This window comes from Sphingomonas aurea, from assembly GCF_030678875.1.
Taxonomy (GTDB): domain Bacteria; phylum Pseudomonadota; class Alphaproteobacteria; order Sphingomonadales; family Sphingomonadaceae; genus Sphingomonas; species Sphingomonas aurea.
The window spans coordinates 81,148-101,339 of record NZ_JAUUDS010000001.1; the positions used below are offsets into that span (position 1 = coordinate 81,148).

Consider the following 20,192-nt stretch of genomic DNA (forward strand, 5'->3'; position numbering starts at 1 on the left):
GGCGGCAAGATCGACCCGATGCACCAGTTCCTGATCGAGCCGGTGATGGGTTCGCATTGGGTGGTGGGCGGTTACGACCTGTCTTTTACCAATTCGGCGCTGTGGATGGTGGTGACGCTGGTCGCCCTGTGGGTGTTCATGCTGGGCGGCATGAAGCGCGAGCTGGTGCCCGGCCGCTGGCAGGCCGCGGTCGAGGGCTTCACCGGTTTCGTGTCGGGCATGCTGACCTCGAACATCGGGCCGGCGGGCAAGCGTTTCGTGCCTTACGTCTTCTCGCTCTTCATGTTCATCCTGTTCGCCAACATCCTGGGATTGCTGCCTTTCGGCGTCGTGCCGGGCGTGCACCCGTTCACCGTGACCAGCCATCTGACGGTCACCGGCGTGCTGGCGATCATCTCGTTCTCGATCGTGCTGATCGTCGGCTTCGGCAAGCACGGCTTCCACTTCTTCTCGCTCTTCGTGCCGCACGGCACGCCGGTTCTGATGATCCCGCTGATCTTCGTGGTCGAGCTGATGAGCTTCCTGGTGCGTCCCTTTTCGCTGGGTCTGCGACTGTTCGTCGCGATGACCGCGGGGCACATCCTGCTGAAGGTGCTGGCCGCCTTCGTCATCAACGGCATCAACATGGGCCCCGGCTACGTCGCAATCGTGACGCTGCCCAGTTTCCTGCTGATGATCGGCATCACGCTCCTGGAGCTGCTGGTCGCCGCCATCCAGGCCTATGTCTTCGCGCTGTTGACCTCGGTCTATCTCAATGATGCGGTGAACCTGCACTGAGACGATCGGGTGTGACTTTTACGACTTTCCAACACTGTTTTTGAACTGGAGTGAATATCATGGACGCAGAAGCCGCAAAGCTGATCGGTGCCGGTCTCGCCGCCATCGGCATGGGCATCGCCTCGCTCGGCGTGGGCAACGTCTTCGCCAAGTTCCTCGAGGGCGCGCTGCGCAATCCGGGCGCGGCGGACAGCCAGCAGGGCCGTCTGTTCATCGGTTTCGCGGGCGCCGAGCTGCTCGGCCTGCTCGCCTTCGTGACGATGATTATCCTGGTCTTCGTCGCCTGAACTTGCCGGTGGCCGGCCGGACGCACGCGTCCGGCCGGCGCTTGAGGACGACCATGCCCCAGATTTCCCAGATCGCTGCAACCTATGCATCCCAGATCTTCTGGCTGCTGATTACCTTCGGCCTGCTCTATTTCGTGGTAGGCCGCGGAATGGTGCCGAAGATCGTCGCCACCGTCGACGCGCGTGAGGCGCGGGTTGCCGGTGATCTGGCCGCGGCGGAAACCGCGCGCCTGGAAGCGGACCGGACCGAGGAGGCATGGCGCGCCGACATGGACGCCGCCCGCGTGGCGGCCCTTGCGGAAACCAGCAAGGCCAAGGCGCAGGCGACTGCGTCGGCCGAGCAGCAGGTCAAGGCGGCCGATGCCGACCTCGCCGAGCGGCTGGGTCATCACGACCTGGCGATCGCCAATGCCAAGGCGGAGGCGCTCGCCAACCTGGAAACCTTGTCCGCCGAGGCGGCACGCGATCTGGTCGCCAAGCTGGCCGGGATCGAGGTCTCGGTCGATCAGGCCGCGCATGCGGTGCGGGAGGTGAGGGCACATGGCTAATCCGGCAACCGATCCGGCCGACGCGCAGGTCGCAGAGAATCTGGCCGATGCGACCCATGCGACCAGCCTGACCGAGCGTCCGATCAAGGGCGGCGACGGGCTGGAGGGGCATAGCGCCTCAACGGAGGAGCATGCCGCCTCGCCGACCGCGCTCGGCTTCGATTCGACCGGCTGGGTCGGTATCGCGGCGCTGGTCGTGGTGCTGCTGATGCTGTGGAAGAAGGTGCCGTCGCTGATCGGCGGCATGCTCGACACGCGCATTGCCGCGATCCGGTCGCAGCTCGACGAAGCCGCCAAGCTGCGCGCCGAGGCGGAAGCGCTGCGTGCGGAATATGCAGCGAAGGCGCAGTCGGCGCAGGCCGATGCGGAGACGATCCGCGCCCATGCCCATCAGGAGGCGCACGCGATCGTCGTCAAGGCGAAGGCGGATGCCGAGTCCCTGATGGAGCGCCGCGCGCGCATGGCCGAGGACAAGATCGCCGCCGCCGAGCGGGCTGCCATTGCCGAGGTTCGCATCCGTGCCGCCGATGCCGCGGCGAAGGCGGCGGGACTGCTGATTGCCGAGCATCACAATGCCGACGCCGACCGCGCCATGGTCGATCGCGCGATTACCGGGCTGGCCCGCCCGCACTGATTTCACGAGGGCGGGCTTGACCGCGTGCCTCGTCGTAGGTCATGTCGCTCTGACAGGATCGCCGCGGGATGGACGCGGCGCCGACGGAGCGGGTGATGGACAGGACGGGTCGGCGTAAGCCGTTGGATGCGATCGCTGTGGGTATGGGCCTCGGGCTGTGCATCGCGATCGGCGCCACCGGCCTTGACCTTGGCCGCACGGGCCTGTCGCTGATCCCATCGACACTCGACCGCGGCAGCGCCGATGTGGCGCCCGTCGATCCGGCACCCTCCCTCACCGTTGGATACTCCGCGCCCAGCGGCTTCTCGCTGGTCGCGCCGTCGTCGATGCCGAAGCGCGACGATCCCTTCTGGCGCGCGACCGAGGCGCATGATGCGGCCGCCGACCCCTTCACACCCCTACCTCCGGTGCCGTCGTTCGACGCATCGATATGATCCTGTCGGCCGGGTGGTAGCGCCCGGACGCATCGACTCCTAGATGATGGGCGACATGTCGACGCCCTCCGCCACCGATCGCTTCAACGAGGAAAAAGCCACCTTCGCCATTCGCGGCGCCGATGCGCCCGATCTGGACGCCGGGGTGGCGGCGATCCGCAACGTATTGAAGACGCTGCCACAGCGCTCCGGCGTCTACCGGATGCAGGATGCACGGGGCGACGTGCTGTATGTCGGCAAGGCGCGGTCGCTGAAGCAGCGCGTCGCCAATTACACCCAGATCAAGGCACTGCCCAAGCGACTCCAGCGAATGGTGTCGCAGACCCGGTCGATGACGATCGTCACGACCAACAACGAGGCGGAGGCGCTGCTGCTCGAGGCGCAGCTCATCAAGCGCTATCGCCCCGCCTACAACGTGCTGTTGCGCGACGACAAAAGCTTTCCGTTCATCCTGCTGCGCGCCGATACCGATTTTCCCCGCGTACAGAAACACCGCGGCGCCCGTCGCGCGACCGGAAACTATTACGGTCCCTTCGCCAGCGCCGGCAGCGTCAACAACACGTTGAACGCGCTGCAGAAGCTCTTCCTGCTCCGCTCCTGTACCGACGGCTTCTTCAAGACGCGCGATCGTCCCTGCCTGCTCTATCAGATCAAGCGCTGTTCGGCGCCGTGCGTCGGTCGGATCGACAAGGCCGCCTATGCCGAACTGGTCGGCGACGCGAAGGACTTCCTCGCTGGCCGCTCGACCCAGGTGCAGGCCAAGCTCGGCACGCAGATGCAGGCGGCGGCAGAGGCGATGGACTTCGAACTGGCGGCGCTGCTGCGCGACCGGCTGAAGGCGCTCACCTTCGTTCAGGGCACGCAGGCGATCAATGCGGAGGGGGTCGGCGACGCCGACGTCTTCGCGCTGGCGTGCAAGGAGGGGCTGATCGGCATCCAGGCCTTCTTCATCCGCGGCGGTCAGAATTGGGGACATCGCAGCTTCTTTCCGACGCACACCGCCGAGGTGCCCGAGGATGAGGTGCTGACCAGCTTCCTGACCCAATTCTACGAGGAGGTGCCGCCCGCCCGTACCGTGCTTCTCGACCGCGACCTGCCCGAGGCGGAGCTGCTGGCGCAGGCGCTGGGTGATGCCGCCGGCTACAAGGTCGCATTGTCGGTGCCGCAGCGCGGCGACCGCCGCCGCCTGATGGATCAGGCGAAGCGCAACGCGGTCGAGGCGCTGGAGCGGCGTCTTGCGGAGAGCACCACCCAGGCGCGGCTGCTACGCGAAGTCGCCGACCTGTTCGACCTGCCCGAGCCGCCCGATCGGATCGAGGTCTATGACAACAGCCATATCCAGGGCACCAACGCGCTCGGCGCGATGGTGGTCGCCGGACCCGAAGGCTTCCGCAAGGGCCAGTATCGCAAGTTCAACATCCGCAACAAGGACACCGTGCCCGGCGACGACTTCGCGATGATGCGCGAGGTATTCCAGCGTCGCTTCGCCCGTGCCCAGGCCGAGGATCCCGACCGCGACGGTGGCGAGTGGCCCGATCTGGTGCTGATCGATGGCGGCCGCGGCCAGCTCAACGCCGCGCGTGGGGTGCTGGAGGATCTCGGCATCGAAGACGTGTGTCTCGTCGGCGTTGCCAAGGGCCCGAACCACGGACGCGAGGGGCGCGAGGTGTTCCACCTGATGGACGGCCGCGATTTTCAGCTGCCGGTCAACGCGCCGGTCCTGTTCTACCTCCAGCGATTGCGCGACGAAGTGCACCGCTTCGCGATCGGTGCGCACCGCGAGAAGCGGGCCAAGGCGATCGGCGCCTCGCCGCTCGACGAGGTGCCCGGCATCGGTCCGGCGCGCAAAAAGGCGCTGCTGATGCATTTTGGAACAGGTCGTGCCGTCCGCAACGCGAGTCTGGACGATCTGAAAAGGACTCCGGGCGTATCGGCTGCCGTCGCGCAGCAGGTCTATGATTTCTACCACGCTCGCTGATAAGTCATTGATCGGACGTGGTGATGCCTACTCGTCGTTGCGGAATCAGTTGATTCGCAAACGGCTGTAACAGCGATCCCAATTTGGAACATTGCTCACCTGCCGCTTTGACGGATGGCCGGGACATCTGGTCATGATGGCAAGTCATGATACTGCAAAAACAGCATTTTACTGCATTAACCAAAAGCAGAATGCCGTTTTGGTGTTGATGTATAAAATGTCACAATTGAATATGGGACATTGTTGCGATTGACCGTCTTCATGCCGCCGAATATTTCTAATTCACAGGCTACCAAATGCTCTCGGCGTAAGATCGTAGCTGCGGATAGCATGTCAAGATTCTCATCATCGAATCTGGCTTTGTAGAATTAGTTAATGAAGGGGCGTGTATTATGAAGAAGATCGCTTTCGCCGTTGCCGCCATGACTGTCGCTGCGGCTGCACCTGCTTCGGCAGCGAACCTGAACCTGGTTACCAATGGCGGGTTCGAGTCGACCACGACGACCTCGTCGACCGGCAACTTCCAGATCGGCAACGCCGGCACCGTTGCGGGCTGGACGTCGACCGGTGGCTACAACCTGCTGTTCAACGCCGCCAACGCCACGACCGGCAACGCCGCGGGCACCTATGCCTACACCAACAAGGAAAAGATGTGGGCCGCCAATGCCAGCTCGCAGGGCGGCAACTTCCTGGCGCTGGACGGCGACTCCACGGCGCGCGGTGCGGTCCAGCAGGTCATCAACGGCCTGACGATCGGCCAGCAGTATCTGCTGACCTTCGAGTGGGGCGCGGGCCAGCTGCAGAGCCGTGATGGCGCGACGACCGAGCAGCTGCTGGTCGGCTTCGGCAACGACTCGTTCAGCACCACCATCCTGAACAATGTCAGCCACGGCTTCACCGGCTGGAACACCGTGTCGCGCACCTTTACCGCGACCAGCACCAGCCAGGTCCTGTCGTTCCTGTCGATCGGCACGCCCAACGGCCTGCCGCCGATCGCCACCCTCGACAACGTCGCGATGACCGCCGTGCCCGAGCCCGCCACCTGGGCCATGATGCTCGTCGGCTTCGCGATGGTCGGCGCAACCGCCCGTTATCGCCGTCGTAACACCAAGGCGGCTATCGCCTGACCGAAGACGATGGCCGGCACTCTGCCGATCATGTGATCGCCGCCCCCTCCCGCTTGGAAGGGGGCGGCTTTTGCGCAAGTGGATGCATCGATGACGCTCGCGGAACTGTTGGTGAATGTCGGCCGGCTGACGATCTGGCTGGTGATCCTGACGCTGGTCTTCGCGCCCATGGAAAAGCTGTTCGCGCTGCGCCAGCGCGAGGGGCGACGCCGCATTCTGGCCGATCTCGGCTATTTCTACCTGAACGGCCTGACCCCCGCACTGCTGCTGGCGGCGCCGCTCGCGCTGGTGTCGACGCTGGTCACCGCGGTGACCCCCGTCGCCTATACCCAGATGATAGCCGCGCTGCCGCTATGGTTCGCCATCCCGATCGGCCTGGTGGTGGCGGATATCGGCTCCTATTTCGCGCATCGCTGGTGCCATCGCTCGCCCTATCTATGGCAGTTCCATGCCATCCATCACACGCCCGAGCACATGGACTGGCTGGTCAATACGCGCGCCCATCCGGTGGACATCCTGGTCACCCGATTGGGCGGGCTGGTGCCGCTCTATCTCCTGGGATTGGGCGGGGCGGGGGCGAAAGGCGGGATGATCCCGGTGATCGTCACGCTGGTCGGCACCTTCTGGTCTTTCCTGGTCCATGCCAATGTCCGCTGGCGGTTCGGGCCGCTGGAGCACCTGATCGCGACACCCGCCTTCCACCATTGGCATCACACCAATGACGAGCATCGCGACCGCAACTTCGCGGCGACGCTGCCGGTGATCGACCGCATCTTCGGCACCCTGCACCTGCCCGATCACTATCCACCGGTGTACGGCATCGACTACCCGGTCGCTCCTGCGTTGCATGACGAGCTGATCCGTCCCTTCATTCCGGAGCGGACGCGCGCCCAGGCCGACCCGTCAAAGCCCGCGGTGATCGGCGGCGATCCCGTCTGACCCGTCGCCGCTTGCGGAGGCTGTCCTCCCGGCCGACATAAGGGCGATGCAGCTGGTCGCCGATGCCATCGTCCTTTCGGTTCGCGCGCACGGTGAACATGGCTGCGTGGTGCGCGCGTTGACCCCCCATGACGGCGTCCATCCCGGTTACGTCCGCGGCGGCCGGTCGCGCCAGCTGCGTCCTGTCCTGCAACCCGGTAACGCGATCCGCGCCGCGTGGCGCGCCCGCACGCCCGAGCAACTGGCCGCCCTGACCGTCGAGCCGCTCCACAGCCGCGCCGCTCTCCATGCCGAGCCGCTGGCGGCGGCGGCGATCGAATGGCTGACCGCGCTGGTCGCGGCGGCGCTGCCGGAGGCGCAGCCCTATCCGCGCCTCTATGCCGGGATGGACGGCGTGCTGCGCGCGATCGAGGCCGCCCCGGCCGCGCGGGGATGGGCAGGGGCGCTGGTCCGGTTCGAGCTGCTGCTGCTCGCCGAGCTGGGCTTCGGCCTCGATCTCGACCGCTGCGTCGTCACCGGTGGCGAAGCGGATCTGGCTTATGTCAGCCCGCGTAGCGGCGGCGCGGTGTCTCGCGCCGCGGCGGGCGGATATGAGCGCCAGCTGCTCGCCCTGCCGACATTCCTGCGAGAAGGCGGGGCGGCGACGGGCAGCGATCTGGTCGACGGCTTGCGCCTGACCGGACATTTCCTGGCGCGCGACATCCTGACCGACCGTCGCGCCGCGCCGCTCGCCGCGCGCGAGCGGCTGGTGGAGCGGCTGAAGAGAGCGGTTGCGTGATCCCGCCTTGCCCGGCAAGGGGCGGCCATGACCATGATCGCCCTGCTCGCCGGTGACGGCATCGGACCCGAAGTCGTCGCCGCCGCCCGCCGGGTGCTGGACGTGGTCGCGCCCGACCTGACTTATGAAGAGGGGCTGGTCGGCGGCGCGGCCTACCGGGCGCAGGGTCATCCCTTGCCGCCCGAGACGCTGGATCTTGCGCACCGGGCGGACGCGATATTGTTCGGCGCGGTCGGCGATCCTGCCTTCGACGCGCTGGAGCGGGCGATGCGCCCCGAGCAGGCCATCCTCGGCCTGCGCAAGTCGCTGAAGCTGTTCGCCAACCTGCGCCCTGCGCGGTTGTTCCAGGGGCTGGAGGATGCCTCTGCCCTGAAGCCGGAGATCGCGCGCCGCATCGATCTGGTGATCGTCCGCGAGCTGGTCGGCGACGTCTATTTCGGCGACAAGGGCCGCGGCTTCACCAGCACCGGGCTGCGCGAGGGCCACGACCTGATGCGTTACGACGAGGTCGAGGTCGCACGGATCGCGCGGGTCGGCTTCGAGACGGCGCGCACCCGCCAGCGGCGGCTGCTGTCTGTCGACAAGGCCAACGTGCTCGAAACCTCGCAACTTTGGCGCGACGTGGTGAACGAGGTCGCGCGCGACTATCCCGATGTCGCCCTGTCGCACATGTATGTCGATAATGCCGCGATGCAGCTGGTCCGCGATCCCGGCCAATTCGATACGATCGTTACGGGCAATCTGTTCGGCGACATCCTGTCGGATCAGGCGTCGATGTGCGCGGGGTCGATCGGCATGTTGCCCTCCGCCGCGCTGAACCATGAGAGCAAGGGGCTGTATGAGCCGATCCACGGCTCCGCGCCCGACATCGCCGGGCAGGGCAAGGCCAACCCTTGCGCCACGATCCTGTCGGCGGCGATGATGCTGCGCCACTCGCTGGATCGCCCCGATGCGGCGGACCGGATCGAGGCGGCGGTGGCCGCGACGATCGCCGGCGGCGCGAGGACCGCCGATCTGGGCGGCAACCTGTCGACCGACGCGATGACGCAAGGCGTGCTGGCGACGCTGGAGACTGCCGCCGGGTGACCGGGCTGCTCGACCTGGCGGTCGTCGTCCCGACCTTCAACGAGCGGGACAATGTCGCGACGCTGGTCGCGCGGCTCGACCAGGCGTTGGGCGGGCGGCGCTGGGAAGTGATCTTCGTCGACGACGATAGCCCGGACGGGACCGCCGACGCCGTCCGCGACCTCGGCCGGGTCGACGCCCGCGTGCGCGTGATCCAGCGGATCGGGCGGCGGGGGCTGTCGTCGGCCTGTGTCGAGGGGATGTGTGCGACTGCGGCGCCGCTGGTCGCGGTGATCGACGGCGACCTTCAGCATGACGAGACGCTGCTGCCGCAGATGGCGGCGCTGCTGGTCGACGATCCGGCGCTGGAGCTGGTGGTCGGATCGCGCTTCATGGCAGGGGGCGGCACCGGCGCGTGGGACCGCGACCGGGTGAGCAAGTCGGCACTCGCCACCCGCCTGTCGCGCCGCGTGCTGAAGGCAGAGCTGAGCGACCCGATGAGCGGTTTCTTCATGATCCGCACGGCCGTGCTGCGCCAGGTCGCGCCGCTGCTGTCGGCGATCGGGTTCAAGATCCTGCTCGACATCATGACCGCGCGGGCACGGCCGCTGGTGTTCGCCGAGCTTCCCTATACGTTTCGCATCCGGACGGCAGGGGAGAGCAAGCTCGATCACGTCGTCGCGATGGAATATCTGATCGCCCTCTACGACCGTCGGTTCGGCCGGTTCGTGCCGGTGCGCTTCGCGATGTTCTCCGCGATCGGCGCGCTGGGCGTGGGGTTGCACATGGCGGTGCTGTCGCTGCTCTATGTGGCGGCGGGGGCATCGTTCCTGGCCGCGCAGATCGTCGCGACGGTGGTGGCGATGACCGGCAATTTCCTGCTCAACAACACGCTGACCTATCGCGACCGGCGGCTGCGCGGATGGCGGCAGCTGGTCGATGGCTGGGTGTCGTTCTGCCTGGTCTGCTCGGTCGGGGCCGCCGCCAACATCGGCGTCGCCGCCTTTCTTCACGACGTGCGCGAGGGGGCCTGGGCGGCGTCGGCGCTGGCCGGGGTACTGGTCGGCGCGGTGTGGAATTACGCGCTGTCGTCGCGCTTCACCTGGGGCCGTTACTAGGCCCAGGTCGAGAACCACATCCATTTCGTAAACGCCCGCGGTCCGGACAAGGGTGCGGCGGCAAGGATCGGGTAGAAGTGGATGAACAGCCCGAAGGCGAGCATCAGGAACGCCTCGTCCCAGCCGCCCAGCCGCCTGCGCCAATGATCGAACGCCACCGCGATGGCGATGGCCAGCCAGATGCTCGGCAGGTAGTAGTAATAGAAGAAGCCGAGCGACTTGGGGATCGCCGACCAGATCGCAAAGCCCCCGATCCACAGCCCCGCCGCCGCGCCCAGCCGCACGTCGCGGGTGCGCAGCCAGCCGACCACGCACGCCGCCACCGCGACCAGCCCGCCCCACATTACCGCCGGGTTGCCGACCAGCAGGATACCGCGCTGGGCGCCGTCCACCACCTCGTACAGATACCAGATCGGCCGGCGGTCGAGCGGCCAGCTCCACCAGGGCGACTGATAGACGTGCGGCGGCAGCACCTGCACCTGCTGGCGGTACATGGTCAGCTGGAACGGGATCAGCGTGCGCAGGCTCAGCGGCTCGCTGGCGTAGAAGAAGGCGGGCGCGAAGGTCAGCAGGTAGGTAGCGATGCTGACTGCGCCGAGCAGCGCCAGTGCCGGCACCACCGCCAGGCCGCGCCAGCGATCGGGCCGCCCGCGCTTCAGCAGGATCAGCGCGACGCCGGCGAACGCGACATAGGGTGCCGCGGTCCACTTGCACGCCGTCGCCAGCCCCAGCAGCACCGCGCCCGCGATCCAGCGCCGCCACACCTGCCGCCCCGTGCCGCGCATCGCCCATAATAGGCAGGCGGCACCGGTGACGACGAAGCCGGCCATGAACCCGTCCAGCATCGCGATCCGCGCCTGGACGAACACGGTGAACCCGGCGATTACCGTCATCGCGCCCATCGCCGCCGGCCGCAGCCGGCCAAGGCCCAGCCACAGGATCGCGAACACCCCGACCACCACCGTCGTCCCCGCCAGCGTCGACAGCGCGCGCCAGCCGAGCGGACCGTCGCCGAAGATCAGCATGCCGCCTGCGATCAATGCCTTGGCGAGCAGCGGATGCTCGATATTCGCGGGGCCTGCCAACGCCAGCAGCTTGCGCGCGGCGGGGACGTAATGGACCTCGTCGAACACCAAGACGTGCGGCACCGTCAGCCGCCACGCGAACAGCAGCTCGGCGAACAGGCCGATCAGCAATGCCAGGGGCAGGGGGCGGCGGAGGAGTGCGGGCACGGATCGGTCTTGTTCCCGTTTCGCGCCTCCCTTGCAAGGGCGCGGCGGAGGGGGCAAAGCGCGGCGCATGAAGCGCAAGACCGGCCAGGATCGTTCGATCACCTCCACCTGGAAGCCCGCGACGCAGGCGATCCGCGGCGGCACCGCCCGCTCGGAATATGGCGAGACGTCGGAGGCGCTGTTCCTGACCTCCGGCTATGCCTATGACTGTGCCGGCGACGCGGCGGCCAGGTTCGCGGGCGAGCAGGCCGGCATGACCTATTCACGGCTCCAGAACCCCACGGTCGAGATGCTGGAGGAGCGGATCGCCCTGCTCGAGGGCGCAGAGGCGTGCCGGACGATGGCGAGCGGCATGGCCGCGATGACCGCGGCGCTGCTGTGTCAGTTGCAGGCCGGCGACCATCTGGTCGGCGGCCGCGCCGCGTTCGGGTCGTGCCGCTGGCTGACCGACACGCTGCTGCCCAAGTTCGGCATCGCCACCACCGTGGTCGATGCGCGCGATCCGCAAGCGTTCCTCGACGCGGTAAAGCCCGAGACCAAGGTCTTCTTCTTCGAGACGCCGGCCAACCCGACGATGGATGTCGCCGATCTGGCCGCGGTGTGCGGCATCGCGCGCGAGCGCGGCATCACGACGGTGGTCGACAACGCCTTCGCCACCCCGGCGCTGCAACGCCCGATGGAGTTCGGCGCGGACGTGGTCGCCTATTCGGCGACCAAGATGATGGACGGGCAGGGCCGGGTGCTGGCGGGTGCGGTGTGCGGCACGCGCGACTGGATCGACAACACGCTCCTTCCCTTCACCCGCAACACCGGGCCGACGCTGTCGCCGTTCAACGCCTGGGTGGTGCTGAAGGGGCTGGAGACGCTGGACCTGCGCATCCGCCGCCAGTCGGAGAACTCGGTCAGGGTCGGTCGTTTCCTGGAAGGCCGCGTGCCGCGCGTGCTGCACCCCGGCCTGCCCAGCCATCCGCAGCACGAGCTGGCGATGCGGCAGATGGCGGCCGCCGGCCCGATCTTCGCGTTCGAGGTCGATGGCGGGCGCGAGCAGGCGCACGCGCTGCTCGACGGGCTGGAGCTGGTTGATATCTCGAACAACATCGGCGACTCGCGGTCACTGATGACCCATCCCGCCTCCACGACCCACAGCAGCGTCGCGCAGGACAAGCGCGAGGAGATGGGGATCGGTGAGGGGATGCTGCGCCTGAACGTCGGGCTGGAAGACGCCGACGACGTCATCGCGGACCTCGACCGCGCGCTGACCGGCGTCGGGCTGTAGGCCGCGATGAAGGCGCTGTTTCCCCATGTCGCGACGACGGAGGGCGTGACCGTGCGCGTCTCGGTCAGCTATCTGGCGGAACAGTCGGAGCCGGCGCGCGGGCGCTGGTTCTGGGCCTATCACATCCGGCTGGAGAATGACGGCACGCAGGTGGTGCAACTGCTGACCCGCCACTGGATCATTACCGACGGCCGCGGCGCGCGCCACTCGGTCGAGGGCGAGGGCGTGGTCGGCGAGCAGCCGCTGATCGAACCGGGGGCGAGCTTCGACTATGTTTCGGGCTGCCCGCTCGCGACGCCGACGGGGGCGATGCAGGGCAGCTATCGCATGATCGCCGAGGATGGCACCACGTTTGACGTGACCATCCCCCGCTTCGCACTGGTCGCGCCGGCGGTGGCGCAGTGAAGCGCACGCACCTGCCCCTGAACGGCCTGCGCGTGCTCGACGCGGCGGCGCGGCACCTGTCCTTCACCCGCGCGGCGGACGAGCTGGCGGTGACCCCGGCGGCGGTTGGACAGCAGATCCGCGCGCTGGAGGACACGCTGGGTGTCGTGCTGTTCCGCCGCACGACGCGCGGGCTGGAGCTGACGCCGGAGGGCGAGGCGGGGCTTGCACCCTTGCGCGACGGCTTCCTCCAGTTCGAGGAGGCGGTGCGGGCGATGCAGGCGGGCCAGTCGTCCAAGTCGCTGACCATCGCCGCGCCGCGCGACCTGACCGAGAAATGGCTGATGCCGCGCCTTGCCCGTATCGCGGCGAGTGATCCCGAGCTGCGCTTCGTCCTGCTGTCGGCGGACGAGGAGGCGGACTTCACCCAGGCGAACCTCGACCTCGCGATCCGCTGGGGCGAGGGGCCGGGCGAGCATGAGGGCGAGGCGATCGAGTCGGAGGGGCTGGTAACGGTCGCGGCGTCCGTTGACGGCGCGGCGACGGCGATCGGCTGGCCGGGCGGGCCGGAGGACGCCTCCGCCCCCGTCCGGGTCGGCGATGCCGGTCTGGCCATCGATGCGGCGGCGGCGGGGCTGGGGCGCGCGACCGTGCCCGAACTGCTTGCCGCAGGCGACCTCGCGACCGGGCGACTGGTCGCGCTGGGCGATCCGGTACCGTCGCGCCAGGGCTATTGGCTGGTCGCGCCGACGCCGCAGTGGCGGCAGAAGAAGGTGCGGGCGCTGGTCGAGGCGCTGGCGGGATAGGGGAGCCGATCGCGATGCCCGGACTGCTGCTGAACATCGACGTTCCGGACATCGACGCGGGCATCGCCTTCTACACGGCGGCATTCGAACTGACGGTCGGGCGCCGGTTCGATGATGATTTCGTCGAGTTGCTGGGGCTGGAGGCGCCGCTCTTCCTCCTCGCCAAGCCGGCGGGTAGCGCCATCGCACCGGGTGGCAGCGAGACGCGCCGCTACTCGCGTCACTGGTCGCCGATCCATCCCGATATCGTGGTCGACGATCTCGACGCCGCGGTGACGCGGGCGGTTGCCGCCGGCGCGGTCGTGGAGAGCGCCGTCCGCGATGCGCCCTATGGCCGGATCGCGATGCTCGCCGATCCGTTCGGGCACGGCTTCTGCCTGATCGCCTTCAACGCCGCAGGATACGACGCGCTGACCTGACCGGTCAGTTCTTCAGCCGCCACCCGCGTCGCAGCAGCGCGTAGCAGGCGAGGCCAAGCACCACGTCGATCGCCAGCACCACCAGCGCGCCGAACAGAACCGGCGAATCGGCATGGCCGAGGAAGCCGTAGCGGAAGCCGGAGATGATGTAGAAGAACGGGTTGGCGTGGCTGATCGCGCGCCAGGCGGGTGCCAGCGCATCGACCGAGTAGAAGGTGCCCGACAACAGCGACAGCGGCGCCACGACGAAGTTGGTGACGGCCGCGGCATGGTCGAACTTCTCCGCCCAGATCGACGTCAGCACGCCGAGCAGCGCCAGGAACGCCGAGCCCAGCACGCCGAACCACAGGATCGCGAGCGGCGCATGGGGGCTGACATGGACGCCGGGCCACAGCGCCATGGCAAGGCCGACCGCGCAGCCGACCAGGATCGCGCGCGTTACCGCGCCGCCGACCAGCGCCGCCAGCAGCTCGGCGGTCGACAGCGGCGGCATCAGATAATCGACGATCGTGCCCTGGATCTTGCCGACCAGCAGCGAGAAGCTGGCATTGGCGAAGGCGTTCTGGAGCATCCCCATCACGATCAGCCCCGGCGCGATGAAATCGGCGAAGGGCACGTCACGCCCACCCACCGGAACCGCGTGGCGGCCACCGAGCGCCACGGTGAAGATCACCAGGAATAACAGGGTGGTGATCGCCGGTGCCCAGATCGTCTGGAGCTGCACCTTGAAGAAACGGCGCACCTCCTTGATATAGAGGGTGCGGAGGCCGCCCCAGTTGATGTTCCGGATGACGGGCACGCCGGGTTCGCGGTCGTACGTCTGGATTTCGCCGATTGGGGGCTGGCTGCTCATCGTCACAGCGCGTAACCGCTGTCGGCGCCTCCTGCAATCGGCGCATGTGAAGGAAGAACGATGTCCTGGACCGACGAGCGGATCGATACGCTCAAGACGATGTGGGAGGCAGGCCAGACGGCCAGCCAGATCGCCGACGCGCTGGGTGACGGCGTCAGCCGCAACGCCGTGATCGGCAAGGCGCATCGTCTGGGTCTGCAGGCCCGCCCCTCGCCGGTGAAGACCAGCGAGCCGGAGGCTGTCGCGCCGGTTGCCGCCGCGCCTGCGCCCGCGCCGGTCGTCGCGGCTGCTCCGCCGCCGCCGCCTGCGCCCGAGCCGGTCGAGGAAAGCGAGACCGTGACGGCGCCAGAGCCGGTCAGGGCGCCGCAGCCGATCCTGCGCTCGGTCGGTCCCGGCGGCTTCCTGCGTCAGGCGCCCGGCGAGCAGCAGCCGCCGATCGCCCCCGCACCGCCGCGCCGTCTCGTCCCGGCAAAGCCGGCGCCGGAGATCGCGGGCAAGACCAGCCTGCTCGACCTGAACGACCGCATCTGCAAATGGCCGCTGGGTCATCCGGGCGAGCCGGACTTCCACTTCTGCGGCGACAAGGTGAACCCGGGGTTCCCCTACTGCGTCCAGCATTGCGGCCATGCCTATCAGGCGCAGCTCCCGCGGCGCGATCGCCGTCCCCCGCCGCCGCTGCCGTTCGGCGGGCCAAGAGTTCGCTGACGGCCGGCCTGCGCCATGCAGAGCATGGCGCAGGACTCGCCCGAAGCCGGCCGGCGTAGCGCCAGCTGCGACCGACGACGCGGCTTTGCCGCGGTGCTAACCGGACATGAAAACACCCGCCGGGATCGCTCCCGGCGGGTGTTTTCTTTTTCAGGCCCGGTCATGGGCAAAGCCCGTGACGTCGGACGGCGCGGTGCGCCGCCGGCCGGGCTTCGGCGAGTCCTGCGCCATGCTTGGCATGGCGCAGGCCGCCCGGCGCCTTAGAACCGGAACGCCGCGGTCGCGCGGATCGAGTGCCAGCGGAACTTGTCGTCCGACCGGCGGAAATCCGTTCCCGCCGTCGTCCCGCCATTGGCCGCATTCGTGAACGGGGTCCCCGCCGGGCCGGTCACGCGGACGCGGTAATCGTTGTCCTGGTACTGGTGGAACATATATTCCATGCCGAACGAGATGTTGCGGCCGAGCTTCTGCTCGATGCCGCCACCGCCCAGGATACCCCACTGGTTGCGCTTGCCGGTGCCGGTGAAGGTGTTGGTCGACTGGGTCGAGGCGAAGTCGCGGTCGATACGGGCATAGCCGGCGCCGAACGTGCCGTAGAACAGCGTCGTGTTGGCGGCATAGCCGGCGCGGCCGCGGATCGAGCTTTCCCATTTCACGTTGCGGTACATGACATAGCTGGCCGGCGTGCCGGAGAACCCAGTGACGTTGTCGGTGATCTCGGTCTTGCCGAACTCACCGACCGCACCGACGACGATGTTGCCTGCCTGATGGTCCAGCCCGACGCGGCCGTAATAGGCCCAGCCGTCGCGGTCGTTGCGGCACGATCCGCCATTGCCCGGCGCCAGTTGCGTCCGTGCCGCGCCGTTGCAGAAGCCGGGGGCGAAGGCGTTGCCGCCGGCGCCGGTCAGCACGCTGTCGTTGAAATTGCCGTCCAGGTTGCGGTCGAACAGGATGCGCGAGCCGACGTCGTTCGACTGGATGTCGTATCCGCCGGCGGCGCCCACATAGATGCCGGAGAACGGCGCATCGTCAGTGCCGTCCTGCGCCAATGCGGGGGCGGCGGTAACGGCGGCGAGCGCCGCGCCGGCGAGCATGATCGTACGCATGAATTCTCCGAGATTTGATGCAGGTGAATCCAGAAACGGGCGAGCGACGCGCAAATATCCGCTTCCAACCTTTTCGTGATGCATCTGTGTCTCTTCGGCCACAGGAGCGCATGCGGCCCGATACTGGTCTTTGGCGCCGTTTTGTTCCATGGTTGCGCCATGTCATCTGACCTGTTCGCGGCGTCGCAGGCGCCGACCGCCGCCTATGACGCCTCGTCGATCGAGGTGCTGGAGGGGCTGGAGCCCGTCCGCCGCCGCCCCGGCATGTATGTCGGCGGCACCGACGAGCGGGCGCTCCACCATCTGGCGGCCGAAGTGCTCGACAATGCGATGGACGAGGCGGTGGCCGGGCACGCGACCCGGATCGAGGTGACGCTGGAGCCGGGCAACCGCCTGACCATCGTCGACAATGGCCGCGGCATCCCGGTCGATCCGCACCCGAAATTCCCGGACAAGTCCGCGCTCGAGGTGATCCTGTCGACCCTGCATTCGGGCGGCAAGTTCGCGGGCAAGGCCTATGCGACCTCGGGCGGTCTGCACGGCGTCGGCGTGTCGGTCGTCAACGCGCTCTCGTCGGACACGGTGGTCGAGGTGGCGCGCGACCGTCAGCTGTATCGCCAGCGATTCGCGCGCGGGGTGACGCTGGGCACGCTGGAGCATGTCGGCGCGGCGCCGAACCGGCGCGGCACGTCGGTCGCGTTCACCCCCGATACCGAAATCTTCGGGCCGGAGCTGTCGTTCAAGCCGGCGCGGCTCTACCGGCTGGCCCGGTCCAAGGCGTATCTGTTCGCCGGTGTCGAGATCCGCTGGCGCTGCGACCCGACGCTGGTCGTTGACGATACACCTGCGGAGGCGGTGTTCCAGTTTCCCGGCGGCCTCGCCGATCACCTGAAGGAGCAGATCGGCGGGCGCGAGTGCGCGACCGCAGAATTCTTCGCCGGGCGACAGGATTTCCCGGGCGAGCAGGGCAGGGTGGAATGGGCGGTCGCCTGGCCGCTATGGAGCGACGGCAATTACAGCTGGTATTGCAACACTATCCCAACCCCCGACGGCGGCACCCACGAACAGGGCCTTCGTCAGGCGCTGGTCCGCGGCCTGCGGCAGTTCGGCGATCTGGTGAACAACAAGAAGGCGAAGGAGATCACTGCCGACGATGTGATGGTCGGCAGCGAGCTGATGCTGTCGGTCTTCATCCGTGACCCGCAGTTCCAAAGCCAGACCAAGGACCGGCTGACCAGCCCGGAGGCGGCGGGGCTGGTCGAGAAGGCGATGCGCGACCATTTCGACCACTGGCTCAGCCACAATATGGAGCGGGGCAAGGCGCTGCTCGGCTATGTGCTGGAACGGATGGACGACCGGTTGCGCCGCAAGGCCGAGCGCGAGGTGAAGCGCAAGACGGCGACGAGCGCACGCAAGCTGCGCCTGCCCGGCAAGCTGACCGATTGCGCCGCCGACGCGCCCGGCGGGACCGAGCTGTTTATCGTCGAGGGCGATTCGGCCGGCGGATCGGCGAAGCAGGCGCGCGATCGCAAGACGCAGGCGATCCTGCCGATCCGCGGCAAGATCCTGAACGTGGCCTCGGCAACATCGGCCAAGATCCTGGCCAATCAGGAAATCGCCGATCTGATTCAGGCGCTCGGCTGCGGCACGCGCAAGGAGTGCCAGCCGGACAATCTTCGTTACGAGCGCATCGTTATCATGACCGATGCCGATGTCGACGGCGCACATATCGCGACGCTGCTGATGACCTTCTTCTTCCAAGAAATGCCGGATCTGGTCCGGCGCGGGCACCTCTATCTGGCGCAGCCGCCGCTGTATCGCCTGACCGCCGGCACGAAGAGCCTCTACGCGCGCGACGACGCGCACCGTGCTCAGCTGGAACGCACCGCGTTCAAGGGCAAGAAGGTCGAGGTCGCACGCTTCAAGGGGCTGGGCGAGATGAACCCGATCCAGCTGCGCGAGACGACGATGGATCCGAAGACGCGGTCGATGATCCGCATTACCCTGCCGCAGGAATATGAGGAGCGGGCGGGGGTGAAGGATCTCGTCGACCGGCTGATGGGCACCAACCCGGCGCACCGCTTCGCCTTCATCCAGGAAAATGCAGCGCGGCTCGACGAGGAGGCGCTGGACGCGTGAGCGGCGGGGCCGTTGCGGGGGTGGCGGGTTACGGCCGCCGCCATTGGTTGCTCGCCGTCCTGCTCGCGATGCTGGCCGGTTATGTTGATGCGGTTGGGTTTTTGACGGTCGGTGGTTTTTTCGTGTCATTTATGAGCGGCAATTCGACACGCATGGCGGTGTCGATCGGCACTGGCGGCGGGGAGGCGTGGACGCCGGCCGCGTTGATCGGGTCGTTCGTGGCCGGTGTCGTCGTTGCGGCGTTGCTCGCCATGCGGGCGGGCGCCAGGCGAAAGTCGGTGGTGCTGACCCTGGTCGCGGCCCTGCTGGCGCTGGCCGGAGCGGCGCGCGCGCCGATGGTGGTGGCGATGCTGCTCGCCGCGGCGATGGGTGCGGAGAATGGCGTGTTCCAGCAGCAGGGCGAGGTCAGCATCGGCGTGACCTATATGACCGGCACGCTGGTCAAGCTGGGCCAGCGGATCGCGGCGGCGCTGGCCGGCGGGCCGCGCTGGGCCTGGGTGCCGTTCCTCGGCCTGTGGCTGGGGCTGATGGCCGGGGCGGTGCTGGGCGCGCTGTCGTTTCCCGCAGCCTGGGGCCTGTGGGCTGCGTCGGGCGCTGCGGCGCTGCTCGCGTTGCTGGCACGATGGGTGGTGCCATTGCCGGCCCAGGATCGACCGGACGGGAACCGCGGTCTGTCTCGCATCTAATCCATATGCGGGATGCGCCCTTCTTTCGCAGGCTGTTAACCATCGATTGCAATCCGTAGATCGTGGAGGTCTCGCATGAGAATATCGACGTTGGCAGCCGGCATCGCAATCGTGGCGGCGGCACCCGCAGCCGCCCAGACGGTGACGACCGCTTCGACCGAGGGAACCTTCACGAACGCCTTCGCAGGGACCGGCGACACGGCACCGGTGTACAGCGGACTTGGCACCTCGCAGTTCAGCTTCGGTTCGGGCAGCCCCAGCACGTTGCAATATTCCGGCGCGACCGGACCCCTCGCTGCCCGTTACGTGCCGCCGGACTCGTTCTATCTGGGGTCGATCCTCTATTATAATGGCGCGATCACCACCACGTCGGGGATCAGCGCCGTGACGCTGTCGCTGGTGACGACGCTGTCAGCGCCGGTCAATCCGGGTGGCGACGGCTTCGGAACGCTGGACGAACGCGTGTTCATCACCAATACGCCCAACAGCACCGACCGCGAGGCGAGCGCCGACTATATCACCTTCGCCTCGCTGGCGATGGGTGCGTATGTATACGAAGGGCAGTCGGCCAGTTTCAACCTGTTCGGGACGTTGAACTCACCGCTGACCCTGACGAGCATCGTCCTTGCCAGCGATCCGTCGACCGGCTTCGTCGCGTCTGCGCCGCCATTCACCGGCTCGGTCACCCCGGTTCCGGAGCCGGCAAGCTGGGCGTTGATGCTGTGCGGTTTCGCCATGGTCGGCGGGGCCGCTCGGTACCGGCGGCGGCGGAACGTCATGGCCTTCGCCGGCGCCTGACAGCGGAACGCCCGGTCCGTCCGACATTGACGGGCGGGCCGCCTCCCCGGTAATCAGGCGCTCCGGGCGGCCAGCTTTGGCCGCCCTTTCCCGTTTGGAGGAG

At 67.7% G+C, this 20,192-nt stretch carries 22 protein-coding genes; 19 read left to right on the forward strand and 3 right to left on the reverse strand.

The genetic code is table 11. The features are described from left to right. Positions 1 to 18 precede the first annotated feature (18 nt). From Q5H91_RS00410 to Q5H91_RS00460, 11 genes are all read left to right on the forward strand, one after another. Entirely contained in the window at positions 19 to 777 is a 759-nt protein-coding gene (locus Q5H91_RS00410; RefSeq protein WP_305172329.1) for a F0F1 ATP synthase subunit A, read from the forward strand. Positions 778 to 836: 59 nt separating this feature from the next. Continuing rightward, positions 837 to 1,064, forward strand: a complete 228-nt coding sequence (locus Q5H91_RS00415) for a F0F1 ATP synthase subunit C (RefSeq protein WP_007406947.1) — start codon at positions 837 to 839, stop codon at positions 1,062 to 1,064. Positions 1,065 to 1,117: 53 nt separating this feature from the next. Further along, complete coding sequence (locus Q5H91_RS00420) at positions 1,118 to 1,612, forward strand: F0F1 ATP synthase subunit B family protein (protein ID WP_305171255.1); 495 nt, start codon at positions 1,118 to 1,120, stop codon at positions 1,610 to 1,612. Next, complete coding sequence (locus tag Q5H91_RS00425) at positions 1,605 to 2,246, forward strand: F0F1 ATP synthase subunit B family protein (protein WP_305171256.1); 642 nt, start codon at positions 1,605 to 1,607, stop codon at positions 2,244 to 2,246. Before Q5H91_RS00420 ends, Q5H91_RS00425 begins: the two co-directional genes overlap by 8 nt. 68 nt (positions 2,247 to 2,314) lie before the next feature. Further along, on the forward strand, positions 2,315 to 2,680 hold the full coding sequence (locus Q5H91_RS00430) for a hypothetical protein (protein ID WP_305171257.1): 366 nt from the start codon (positions 2,315 to 2,317) through the stop codon (positions 2,678 to 2,680). Between the two features lie 55 nt (positions 2,681 to 2,735). Further along, the gene (uvrC, locus tag Q5H91_RS00435) at positions 2,736 to 4,658 is read left to right on the forward strand and encodes an excinuclease ABC subunit UvrC (RefSeq protein ID WP_305172330.1); all 1,923 of its coding nucleotides are present in this window, start codon (positions 2,736 to 2,738) and stop codon (positions 4,656 to 4,658) included. A 392-nt stretch (positions 4,659 to 5,050) separates the two neighbouring features. Next, positions 5,051 to 5,785, forward strand: a complete 735-nt coding sequence (locus tag Q5H91_RS00440) for a PEPxxWA-CTERM sorting domain-containing protein (RefSeq protein ID WP_305171258.1) — start codon at positions 5,051 to 5,053, stop codon at positions 5,783 to 5,785. 90 nt (positions 5,786 to 5,875) lie between these two features. Beyond that, positions 5,876 to 6,724: a sterol desaturase family protein gene (locus Q5H91_RS00445; protein ID WP_305171259.1), complete on the forward strand. Its 849-nt coding sequence runs from the start codon at positions 5,876 to 5,878 to the stop codon at positions 6,722 to 6,724. Positions 6,725 to 6,770: 46 nt separating this feature from the next. Then, on the forward strand, positions 6,771 to 7,502 hold the full coding sequence (gene recO, locus Q5H91_RS00450) for a DNA repair protein RecO (protein ID WP_305171260.1): 732 nt from the start codon (positions 6,771 to 6,773) through the stop codon (positions 7,500 to 7,502). Between the two features lie 27 nt (positions 7,503 to 7,529). Then, positions 7,530 to 8,588 carry a 3-isopropylmalate dehydrogenase gene (gene leuB, locus Q5H91_RS00455; RefSeq protein WP_305171261.1) on the forward strand — a complete coding sequence of 353 codons (1,059 nt, stop codon included), beginning with the start codon at positions 7,530 to 7,532 and terminating at the stop codon, positions 8,586 to 8,588. Next, positions 8,585 to 9,685 (forward strand): glycosyltransferase family 2 protein, encoded by a 1,101-nt coding sequence (locus tag Q5H91_RS00460; protein WP_305171262.1) that lies wholly within the window; start codon positions 8,585 to 8,587, stop codon positions 9,683 to 9,685. Before leuB ends, Q5H91_RS00460 begins: the two co-directional genes overlap by 4 nt. Here the strand turns inward: Q5H91_RS00460 and Q5H91_RS00465 are convergent. Beyond that, a complete protein-coding gene (locus Q5H91_RS00465; protein WP_305171263.1) occupies positions 9,682 to 10,917 on the reverse strand; it encodes a phospholipid carrier-dependent glycosyltransferase in 1,236 nt (411 codons plus the stop codon). The two genes, Q5H91_RS00460 and Q5H91_RS00465, sit on opposite strands and share 4 nt — an antisense overlap. A 67-nt stretch (positions 10,918 to 10,984) precedes the next feature. Between Q5H91_RS00465 and Q5H91_RS00470 the strand changes: the two genes are divergently transcribed. From Q5H91_RS00470 to Q5H91_RS00485, 4 genes are read left to right on the forward strand one after another with little or no spacing between them, the layout of a single operon-like run. Beyond that, entirely contained in the window at positions 10,985 to 12,193 is a 1,209-nt protein-coding gene (locus Q5H91_RS00470) for a trans-sulfuration enzyme family protein (protein WP_305171264.1), read from the forward strand. A gap of 6 nt (positions 12,194 to 12,199) precedes the next feature. Further along, on the forward strand, positions 12,200 to 12,598 hold the full coding sequence (gene apaG, locus Q5H91_RS00475) for a Co2+/Mg2+ efflux facilitator ApaG/CorD (protein WP_305171265.1): 399 nt from the start codon (positions 12,200 to 12,202) through the stop codon (positions 12,596 to 12,598). Next, positions 12,595 to 13,383, forward strand: coding sequence for a LysR family transcriptional regulator (locus Q5H91_RS00480; protein WP_305171266.1), 789 nt, complete (start codon positions 12,595 to 12,597; stop codon positions 13,381 to 13,383). The genes apaG and Q5H91_RS00480 overlap by 4 nt, the downstream gene beginning before the upstream one ends. Before the next feature lie 14 nt (positions 13,384 to 13,397). Continuing rightward, positions 13,398 to 13,802: a VOC family protein gene (locus tag Q5H91_RS00485; RefSeq protein WP_305171267.1), complete on the forward strand. Its 405-nt coding sequence runs from the start codon at positions 13,398 to 13,400 to the stop codon at positions 13,800 to 13,802. Positions 13,803 to 13,806: 4 nt separating this feature from the next. Here the strand turns inward: Q5H91_RS00485 and Q5H91_RS00490 are convergent, their stop codons facing one another. Next, a complete protein-coding gene (locus tag Q5H91_RS00490; protein ID WP_305171268.1) occupies positions 13,807 to 14,655 on the reverse strand; it encodes an ABC transporter permease in 849 nt (282 codons plus the stop codon). A 60-nt stretch (positions 14,656 to 14,715) separates the two neighbouring features. Between Q5H91_RS00490 and Q5H91_RS00495 the strand changes: the two genes are divergently transcribed. Next, positions 14,716 to 15,360 (forward strand): GcrA family cell cycle regulator, encoded by a 645-nt coding sequence (locus tag Q5H91_RS00495; protein WP_305171269.1) that lies wholly within the window; start codon positions 14,716 to 14,718, stop codon positions 15,358 to 15,360. A 260-nt stretch (positions 15,361 to 15,620) separates the two neighbouring features. Here Q5H91_RS00495 and Q5H91_RS00500 read toward each other — a convergent pair whose 3' ends face one another. After that, on the reverse strand, positions 15,621 to 16,466 hold the full coding sequence (locus Q5H91_RS00500; protein WP_305171270.1) for an outer membrane protein: 846 nt from the start codon (positions 16,464 to 16,466) through the stop codon (positions 15,621 to 15,623). A 159-nt stretch (positions 16,467 to 16,625) separates the two neighbouring features. Here Q5H91_RS00500 and parE point away from each other — a divergent pair, with 159 nt between their 5' ends. From parE to Q5H91_RS00515, 3 genes are all read left to right on the forward strand, one after another. After that, positions 16,626 to 18,605 (forward strand): DNA topoisomerase IV subunit B, encoded by a 1,980-nt coding sequence (gene parE / locus Q5H91_RS00505; RefSeq protein WP_305171271.1) that lies wholly within the window; start codon positions 16,626 to 16,628, stop codon positions 18,603 to 18,605. 20 nt (positions 18,606 to 18,625) lie between these two features. Then, positions 18,626 to 19,291, forward strand: a complete 666-nt coding sequence (locus Q5H91_RS00510) for a YoaK family protein (protein ID WP_370655230.1) — start codon at positions 18,626 to 18,628, stop codon at positions 19,289 to 19,291. A 75-nt stretch (positions 19,292 to 19,366) separates the two neighbouring features. After that, positions 19,367 to 20,089, forward strand: a complete 723-nt coding sequence (locus Q5H91_RS00515; protein WP_305171273.1) for a choice-of-anchor K domain-containing protein — start codon at positions 19,367 to 19,369, stop codon at positions 20,087 to 20,089. The last annotated feature ends 103 nt before the right edge of the window (positions 20,090 to 20,192 follow it).

What these genes read in the sequence shown, in the direction of transcription:
- parE (WP_305171271.1), top strand. Translation starts at nt 16,626, where the DNA reads ATGTCATCTGACCTGTTCGCGGCGTCGCAGGCGCCGACCGCCGCCTAT.
- Q5H91_RS00485 (WP_305171267.1), top strand. Translation starts at nt 13,398, where the DNA reads ATGCCCGGACTGCTGCTGAACATCGACGTTCCGGACATCGACGCGGGC.
- Q5H91_RS00425 (WP_305171256.1), top strand. Translation starts at nt 1,605, where the DNA reads ATGGCTAATCCGGCAACCGATCCGGCCGACGCGCAGGTCGCAGAGAAT.
- recO (WP_305171260.1), top strand. Translation starts at nt 6,771, where the DNA reads ATGCAGCTGGTCGCCGATGCCATCGTCCTTTCGGTTCGCGCGCACGGT.
- Q5H91_RS00420 (WP_305171255.1), top strand. Translation starts at nt 1,118, where the DNA reads ATGCCCCAGATTTCCCAGATCGCTGCAACCTATGCATCCCAGATCTTC.
- Q5H91_RS00500 (WP_305171270.1), bottom strand. Translation starts at nt 16,466, where the DNA reads ATGCGTACGATCATGCTCGCCGGCGCGGCGCTCGCCGCCGTTACCGCC.
- Q5H91_RS00410 (WP_305172329.1), top strand. Translation starts at nt 19, where the DNA reads ATGCACCAGTTCCTGATCGAGCCGGTGATGGGTTCGCATTGGGTGGTG.
- apaG (WP_305171265.1), top strand. Translation starts at nt 12,200, where the DNA reads ATGAAGGCGCTGTTTCCCCATGTCGCGACGACGGAGGGCGTGACCGTG.
- Q5H91_RS00470 (WP_305171264.1), top strand. Translation starts at nt 10,985, where the DNA reads ATGAAGCGCAAGACCGGCCAGGATCGTTCGATCACCTCCACCTGGAAG.
- Q5H91_RS00430 (WP_305171257.1), top strand. Translation starts at nt 2,315, where the DNA reads ATGGACGCGGCGCCGACGGAGCGGGTGATGGACAGGACGGGTCGGCGT.
- Q5H91_RS00515 (WP_305171273.1), top strand. Translation starts at nt 19,367, where the DNA reads ATGAGAATATCGACGTTGGCAGCCGGCATCGCAATCGTGGCGGCGGCA.
- Q5H91_RS00495 (WP_305171269.1), top strand. Translation starts at nt 14,716, where the DNA reads ATGTCCTGGACCGACGAGCGGATCGATACGCTCAAGACGATGTGGGAG.
- Q5H91_RS00490 (WP_305171268.1), bottom strand. Translation starts at nt 14,655, where the DNA reads ATGAGCAGCCAGCCCCCAATCGGCGAAATCCAGACGTACGACCGCGAA.
- Q5H91_RS00445 (WP_305171259.1), top strand. Translation starts at nt 5,876, where the DNA reads ATGACGCTCGCGGAACTGTTGGTGAATGTCGGCCGGCTGACGATCTGG.
- leuB (WP_305171261.1), top strand. Translation starts at nt 7,530, where the DNA reads ATGACCATGATCGCCCTGCTCGCCGGTGACGGCATCGGACCCGAAGTC.
- Q5H91_RS00440 (WP_305171258.1), top strand. Translation starts at nt 5,051, where the DNA reads ATGAAGAAGATCGCTTTCGCCGTTGCCGCCATGACTGTCGCTGCGGCT.
- uvrC (WP_305172330.1), top strand. Translation starts at nt 2,736, where the DNA reads ATGTCGACGCCCTCCGCCACCGATCGCTTCAACGAGGAAAAAGCCACC.
- Q5H91_RS00415 (WP_007406947.1), top strand. Translation starts at nt 837, where the DNA reads ATGGACGCAGAAGCCGCAAAGCTGATCGGTGCCGGTCTCGCCGCCATC.